At 62.1% G+C, this 6030-nt stretch carries 6 protein-coding genes; 3 read left to right on the forward strand and 3 right to left on the reverse strand.

Annotation, left to right across the window (positions count from 1 at the left end; genetic code table 11):
* Positions 1 to 295 precede the first annotated feature (295 nt).
* A complete protein-coding gene (locus NW845_RS12050; RefSeq protein WP_414366621.1) occupies positions 296 to 1045 on the forward strand; it encodes a YebC/PmpR family DNA-binding transcriptional regulator in 750 nt (249 codons plus the stop codon).
* 10 nt (positions 1046 to 1055) lie between these two features.
* Here the strand turns inward: NW845_RS12050 and NW845_RS12055 are convergent, their stop codons facing one another.
* Entirely contained in the window at positions 1056 to 1367 is a 312-nt protein-coding gene (locus tag NW845_RS12055; RefSeq protein ID WP_414360996.1) for a YbjQ family protein, read from the reverse strand.
* Positions 1368 to 1487: 120 nt separating this feature from the next.
* Between NW845_RS12055 and rbsK the strand changes: the two genes are divergently transcribed.
* On the forward strand, positions 1488 to 2411 hold the full coding sequence (rbsK, locus tag NW845_RS12060; protein WP_414378706.1) for a ribokinase: 924 nt from the start codon (positions 1488 to 1490) through the stop codon (positions 2409 to 2411).
* A 25-nt stretch (positions 2412 to 2436) separates the two neighbouring features.
* Here the strand turns inward: rbsK and NW845_RS12065 are convergent, their stop codons facing one another.
* Positions 2437 to 4044: a B12-binding domain-containing radical SAM protein gene (locus tag NW845_RS12065; RefSeq protein ID WP_414378707.1), complete on the reverse strand. Its 1608-nt coding sequence runs from the start codon at positions 4042 to 4044 to the stop codon at positions 2437 to 2439.
* A gap of 137 nt (positions 4045 to 4181) precedes the next feature.
* On the opposite strand from NW845_RS12065, the gene NW845_RS12070 reads away from it, so the two are divergent.
* Positions 4182 to 5030, forward strand: coding sequence for a methyltransferase domain-containing protein (locus NW845_RS12070; RefSeq protein ID WP_414378708.1), 849 nt, complete (start codon positions 4182 to 4184; stop codon positions 5028 to 5030).
* Positions 5031 to 5115: 85 nt separating this feature from the next.
* On the opposite strand, the gene NW845_RS12075 is transcribed toward NW845_RS12070, so the two are convergent.
* Positions 5116 to 5736 (reverse strand): uracil-DNA glycosylase, encoded by a 621-nt coding sequence (locus NW845_RS12075; protein WP_414348894.1) that lies wholly within the window; start codon positions 5734 to 5736, stop codon positions 5116 to 5118.
* Positions 5737 to 6030 lie beyond the last annotated feature (294 nt).

The following is a 6030-nucleotide window of genomic DNA, read 5'->3' on the forward strand; positions in this document are numbered from 1 at the left end:
CAGCAACCGGGGCTGGGAACCCGCCTCGTGAGTCTTGGATGCTTCAGCTCTACTTCACAGACCCGGTACACGGGATCCATGGAGCAACTGGGGCAGAGGAAGAGACAAAAATCTCGCTGTCAAGCGGATGGGGAAACCCCACCCGCCTGCGCGGTGGGGTAGTTCATGGGGTTTTGCTTGGGGATCCAAGCTAGGGTTCTGGAGCTGGGGTGGGGTTGAGTCCTGAGCCTGGGGTGATCTAGGCTTCGGAGTTAAGGGGATCTCTTCCCTCCTACTGCTTGACCAGTGTGCAGCTATGGCAGGACACAGCAAGTGGGCCAACATTAAGCGGCAAAAAGCCCGCGTAGATGCCAGAAAAGGCAGCCTATTTACCAAACTTTCCCGCGCCATCATTGTGGCAGCGCGCAGCGGCCTGCCGGATCCGGAAGCCAATTTTCGGCTGCGCTCGGCGGTAGAGAAAGCCAAGGCGGCAGGCATGCCCGCCGAGAACATTGAACGGGCCATCGCCAAGGGATCCGGCAACTGGACCGACGACAGCCCCCTGGAGGAAATCCGCTACGAAGGCTACGGCCCTGGGGGCGTGGCTGTCTTGATTGAGGCCATGACCGATAACCGCAACCGCACGGCTGCCGAGGTACGGGAAGCCTTCAGCAAAGTCGGCGGCAGCCTGGGGGAAAGCGGCTGCGTGAGCTGGCTGTTTCGGCAAAAAGGGGTGATCAACCTAGAGGAGGTGACAGATCCCGAAGCTCTGCTGCTAGCGGTAGCCGAAGCAGGGGGGGAGGATCTCAAGGTGGAGGGGACCGGCGCAGAGGTCTATTGCGATTACACCCTGCTGGAGCAGGTGGCCACCTACCTTAAAAAAGAGGGCTACCGGGTGCAGGAGGCGGCCATCCGTTGGATCCCTTCCACAGAAGTGCATGTGGAGGATCCCGAGACGGCCAAGCTGGTGCTGACCCTCATGGAACGGCTGGACAACTTGGACGATGTGCAAAATGTCTACGCCAATTTCGAGATTGACGAGGCAGTGATGGAGAGCCTGGCCTAAGGGGAAAGGCTTAGCGCAACTTGACGGCGGTGCCGGCGGCGGTAACGAGGATCAGCGTCGTGCTCATGTTGGTATGAATGGTAACGCCTAGGATGCCATTTGCTCCCAAACGTTTGGCTCGCTGCTCCAACTCTTCCAAAACCTTTTTCTGAGCATTCTCGAACACTTCTTCGTAGGTTCTTGTGCGTCCCCCGATAATGTTGCGGAGGGCAGCAAGGAAGTCCCGCAGAACATTGGTGCCATAAACTACCTCGGCAGTAACAATGCCCAGGTAGCGCTCCACCTCTTTACCTTGGAGCATGTCTGTAGTGGCTAGCAGCATGGCTCGTTCTCCGCGTCACCTCCTCACTAAGCTAGCCGAGAGGCTCCAAGGTGGGGAGTTCTTAGACTGTAGCGGGAGCTAGAATTGGCTACCCTGGAGGCAACGTTTTCCAGCCAGCCAATGACGACCCTCGTTCGCGTAGTGGGGAGCTTAAATCTAGACCTGGTGGTGCAGGTGCCACACCAGCCGGGGCCGGGGGAGACGGTGCTGGGATCGGACTACGCCACCTACCCTGGGGGCAAGGGGGCCAACCAAGCGGTGGCAGCAGCCCGGGCGGGAGCCCAGGTGGAAATGTGGGGGGCAGTGGGATCCGATGGCTTTGGCCGCCTGCTAAAGGAGAACTTGGAGCAAAACGGCGTTGCTACCCACTACGTACGGCAGCTGGAAGGACCCAGCGGTATTGCTCTAATTACCGTGGATCAAGCAGGGCAAAACCGGATTGTGGTTAGCCCCGGGGCCAATGGTCGCTACCTGCCAGAGCATCTGCCCCCCTGGACGCCGGCGGCTCTAGTGCTGTTGCAACTGGAAATCCCCCTAGCCACCGTGCAGGCGGTGGCGGAGCAGGCCTTTGCCCAAGGGATCCCTGTCCTCCTCAATCCCGCCCCTATGGCTCCCCTGCCGGGATCCCTCCTGCGTCAGGTGCGCTACTTGGTGCTCAACGAAAGCGAAGCCGCTGCCCTTGCCCAATCTCCAGTGGAGACGCCAGCGCAAGCCGAAAAAGTGGCCCAAGCCTTGCAACAGCAGGGGATCCCGACAGTGATCATCACCTTGGGGGGAGCGGGCTTGGTCTGGGCCGATGGGGAGGAAAGGGGCCATCTGCCAGCCCACCCCGTGTTGGTGGTGGATACCACTGCTGCCGGCGACAGCTTCTGCGGTGCTTTGGCCGCCTACCTGGCTGCTGGCGGATCCCTGAGGGAAGCCCTCCATTTTGCCAATGCCGCTGCGGCCTTGTGTGTAACCCGCCCTGGGGCCCAGCCGAGTTTGCCCCAGCGCGCCGAGATCGAGGCGTTTCTGACTGCTGCAGGCTCTCACCCCCTTTCCTAGGGAATTTTAAGCACAACGTCCTTTGCTACCCAGAAAAGGCCTCTTGGCGGTGCTGGGCCAGCCGCTCCAGGCTGAGGGGGCCCTGGATGTGCTGCCAGGGAAGGGGATCCGCCGGATCCCAGTTGCTGTGCACGTAGTAGTCCAAGGGCGGCAGTTGTCCCTGCAGCTCTTTGAAGGCGCGGCGGAAGCTGCCCAGGGACTCGCCCCACTGCCGGGCTAGCTGCAAGACTCGGGCCACCCGCCGATCCCCCCGCGAGATGAGGGCTTGGATGACCGACCAACTGTAGCTTTCGGGACGGAACTCCACGCCCAGGGGACGCAGATGTTTTTGATACCACTGCAGCTTTTTCTCAGCCTGGGGATCCACCCCCTGCCACTGGAAAGGGGTGTGGGCTTTGGGCACAAAGGTGCTGCAGCCCAAAGTCAAGCGCAGGCGGGGAGCCACCTTCTTGAGCTCCTTGAAAAGAGCAACGGTGGCCTCCAGGTCAGCCTGGGTTTCCGCCGGGAGCCCCACCATGCCGTAGAACTTGATCCCCTTCAGGCCGCCGGCCTGGGCGTGGGCGGCCGCCGCCAAGATTTCTTCATTGGTTAGCTTCTTGTTAATGACCTGGCGCAGCCGTTCTGAGCCGCTTTCAATGGCCACGGTAATGGACTGGCTGCCGCGGCGGGAAAGCACTTGCGCCAAGCGAGGCGTAACCGTGCCCGTGCGCACCGAGGCCAGGCTAAGGCGCACCTGCTCAAAGCGATCCTGCGCCAGGTACTCCAGCAACTCCTCAAACTGGGGGTGCTGGGTTACCGAAGCCCCCAAAAGGCCAATCCGCTGGGTAACCTGCAACCCCCGCTCCACCGCCGGGATCAGATGCCCTTCTACATCGGCAGCGCGAAAGGGCAAAGTTAGGTAGCTGGCTAGACAAAAGCGGCACATCTCGGGGCAACTGCGCACCACCTCCACCATGTAGATGCTCTCCCAGGCCGCCTTGGGGGTAACCACGGTGGACACCGAGAGGGTGTTGCCGCGGAAGGTGTGCTTGCGGATGGAGCTGGGGATCCCGTCCCGCTTGGGAATGACCTTTTCCACCGGGCCGTCGGGGCCGCGGTAGTGCACTTCGTAGAGACTGGGCACGTAGATCCCCGGCACCTCAGCCAGCGCCTGCAGCTTTTCGGCCCGGGATCCCTGCCGCACCTGGCGGTAGGTCTGGATCATCTGCTCCACCAGCCCCTCCCCGTCCCCCAGCAGAATAAAGTCAAAGAACGCAGCAAAGGGCTCAGGGTTGGCCGTCAACACCGGGCCGCCGCCAAAAACCAAGGGATCCGCCTCCCCCCGCGCCTCGGCCTGGAGGGGGATCCCCTGTCGTTCCAGCAGATCCAGGATATGGACATAGTCCAGCTCCCAGGACAGGGAAAAGCCCATCAGCTCCGGATCCCGCGGCAGCGGCTCGGCCAGGTCGGTAAACAGGCGGGCAACCGCCACCTCGCGGCGGCTGGCCAGCAGGCTCCAGATGACCTGGTAGCCGAGGCTGGTGATCCCTACCGAGTAGGTGTTGGGAAAGGCGTAGATGACCCGCACCGCGTCAGGCGCAGGTGTGGCCGGGGTGAAGAGAAGCTGTTCCAGAGCCAATTCCGAGGTGGCCAAGGCAGTCTAAGAAAGGGGGATGGGCGGCAAGGGCCTACTTTCCCAGCTTAATCGGGGTTTTGTCAGGCTGCGTCCAGGGCCAGCAGGGACGGCCAGATCGTCCAGAATGGAAGGGATCCCGACCCGCTCCTACCTGGATGGCCCCTCCCCTCAACCAACGCATCCGCCGCTTCTACGATGCTTCCTCCGGCCTGTGGGAGCAGGTGTGGGGGGAGCACATGCACCACGGCTACTATGAGCCGGGCCAGACCGGCAAGGATCGCCGCCAAGCCCAGATCGATCTCATGGAGCGAGTGATTCAATGGGGCCAGATCGGGGATCCTAAACCCCCTCAGCACATCCTCGATCTCGGCTGTGGCATTGGAGGGAGCAGCCTGGAGCTGGCGCGGCGCTTTGGCGCCGAGGTAACAGGCATTACCCTCAGCCCTGTCCAGGCCCGACGGGCCACGCAGCGGGCCCAGGAGGCCGGCCTGAGCCACAGGGTGCGCTTTTGGGTGGCCGATGCCCTGGAAATGCCCTTTGCCGACCACACCTTCGATCTGGTCTGGGCTCTGGAAAGCGGCGAGCACATGCCAGATAAGCGGCGGTTTCTGGCCGAGGGCTGGCGGGTCTTGCAGCCGGGCGGGCAGATGATGGTGGTGACCTGGTGCCACCGCGAGGGATCCCTGAGCCGCCAGGATCAGCGGCTTTTGCAGCAGATCTACGACGTGTACTGCCTGCCCTATGTCATCAGCTTGTCGGAGTATGAAGCACTGGCCCAAGAGGTGGGGTTCGAGCAGTTGCGCACCGCCGACTGGTCGGAGCGGGTGGCCCCCTTTTGGGATGAGGTAATTGCCTCGGCTCGCGATTGGCGGTGGATCCCGGCTTTGGTGCGCAGCGGCTGGGTCACCGTTCGTGGGGCGCTGGGGCTGGGCCTGATGCGGCGGGCCTATGCCACCGGCTTGCTGCGCTTTGGCTTGCTGAGCGGCTTCAAGCCTGCAAGTTAGGGATCCCATACCCCCCTCTCCCAAGGGAGAGGGGCTGGGGGTGAGGGCAGCAGCGCTGGCCACGTAAGCGACAGGGAAAGTGGGCTCAAAAGTCCTGCTGGGGTGGCGTTGCGCCAGCAAGTTCTAGGTACTTCTGCTTCACCGCCTGAATATCCTGCCACATCAACCACTTGGGGCTGCCGGGGGTGCGGTCAGGGTTGCGCAGCAAGTAGGCGGGGTGGAAGATGGGCATGCACCAGCGCCCCTGCCACTGGATCCACTCGCCGCGGATCTTGGTAATGCCCCGCTTATCCCCCAAAAGGGAGCGCACCGAAGTGGCCCCCGTCAACAAAATGATCCAGGGATCCACCAGGCGAATCTGCTCCAAGAGATAGGGTCGGCAGGCGTCCATCTCCGCCTGGGTGGGTACGCGGTTGTTGGGGGGGCGGCACTTGACCACATTGCAGATGTAGGTATCCCGCTCGGGATCCAGCCCCACCGAGGCCAGGATCTTGTCCAGCAACTGGCCGGACTTACCTACAAAGGGCAGGCCTTGCAGATCTTCGTTTTCCCCCGGCCCCTCGCCAACAATCACGATCTTGGCTTTAGGGTTACCTCGGTGCACCACCACATAGGTACGGTTGGCCGCCAACTCACAGCGCTGGCAGACTCGGCAGTGCTGCTCCAGTTGTTCTAGATCCCGATAGGTGCCGGGGGGAATGGGCACCTGAGCCGAGAGCGGGATCTGATCCCATTGGGGAAGCGTCTCCGTTGCAGAGGCAGGTGGCTCTAGGGGATCGTCAAATAGGCTGGGCTGAAGCTCCGAGGGTCTTTTCTTGGCAGCCATTGCAAGGTGAGGGATCCTTGTGCAGCGATCTTCGGCTGCTCCTCTGCCCTTGTCAAGCTTGGAGTCTCTTTCCCCAAAAGGGCAGCCTTTACGTCTTGATGAACTACCCCACCGCGCAGGCGGGTGGGGTTTCCTCACCCGCTTGACAGCAGAGCTTTTGTCTCTTCTTCTGCC

It is taken from the genome of Synechococcus sp. H60.2 (assembly GCF_047462315.1).
Lineage (GTDB): Bacteria > Cyanobacteriota > Cyanobacteriia > Thermostichales > Thermostichaceae > Thermostichus.

What these genes read in the sequence shown, in the direction of transcription:
- NW845_RS12070 (WP_414378708.1), top strand. Translation starts at nt 4,182, where the DNA reads ATGGCCCCTCCCCTCAACCAACGCATCCGCCGCTTCTACGATGCTTCC.
- NW845_RS12055 (WP_414360996.1), bottom strand. Translation starts at nt 1,367, where the DNA reads ATGCTGCTAGCCACTACAGACATGCTCCAAGGTAAAGAGGTGGAGCGC.
- rbsK (WP_414378706.1), top strand. Translation starts at nt 1,488, where the DNA reads ATGACGACCCTCGTTCGCGTAGTGGGGAGCTTAAATCTAGACCTGGTG.
- NW845_RS12050 (WP_414366621.1), top strand. Translation starts at nt 296, where the DNA reads ATGGCAGGACACAGCAAGTGGGCCAACATTAAGCGGCAAAAAGCCCGC.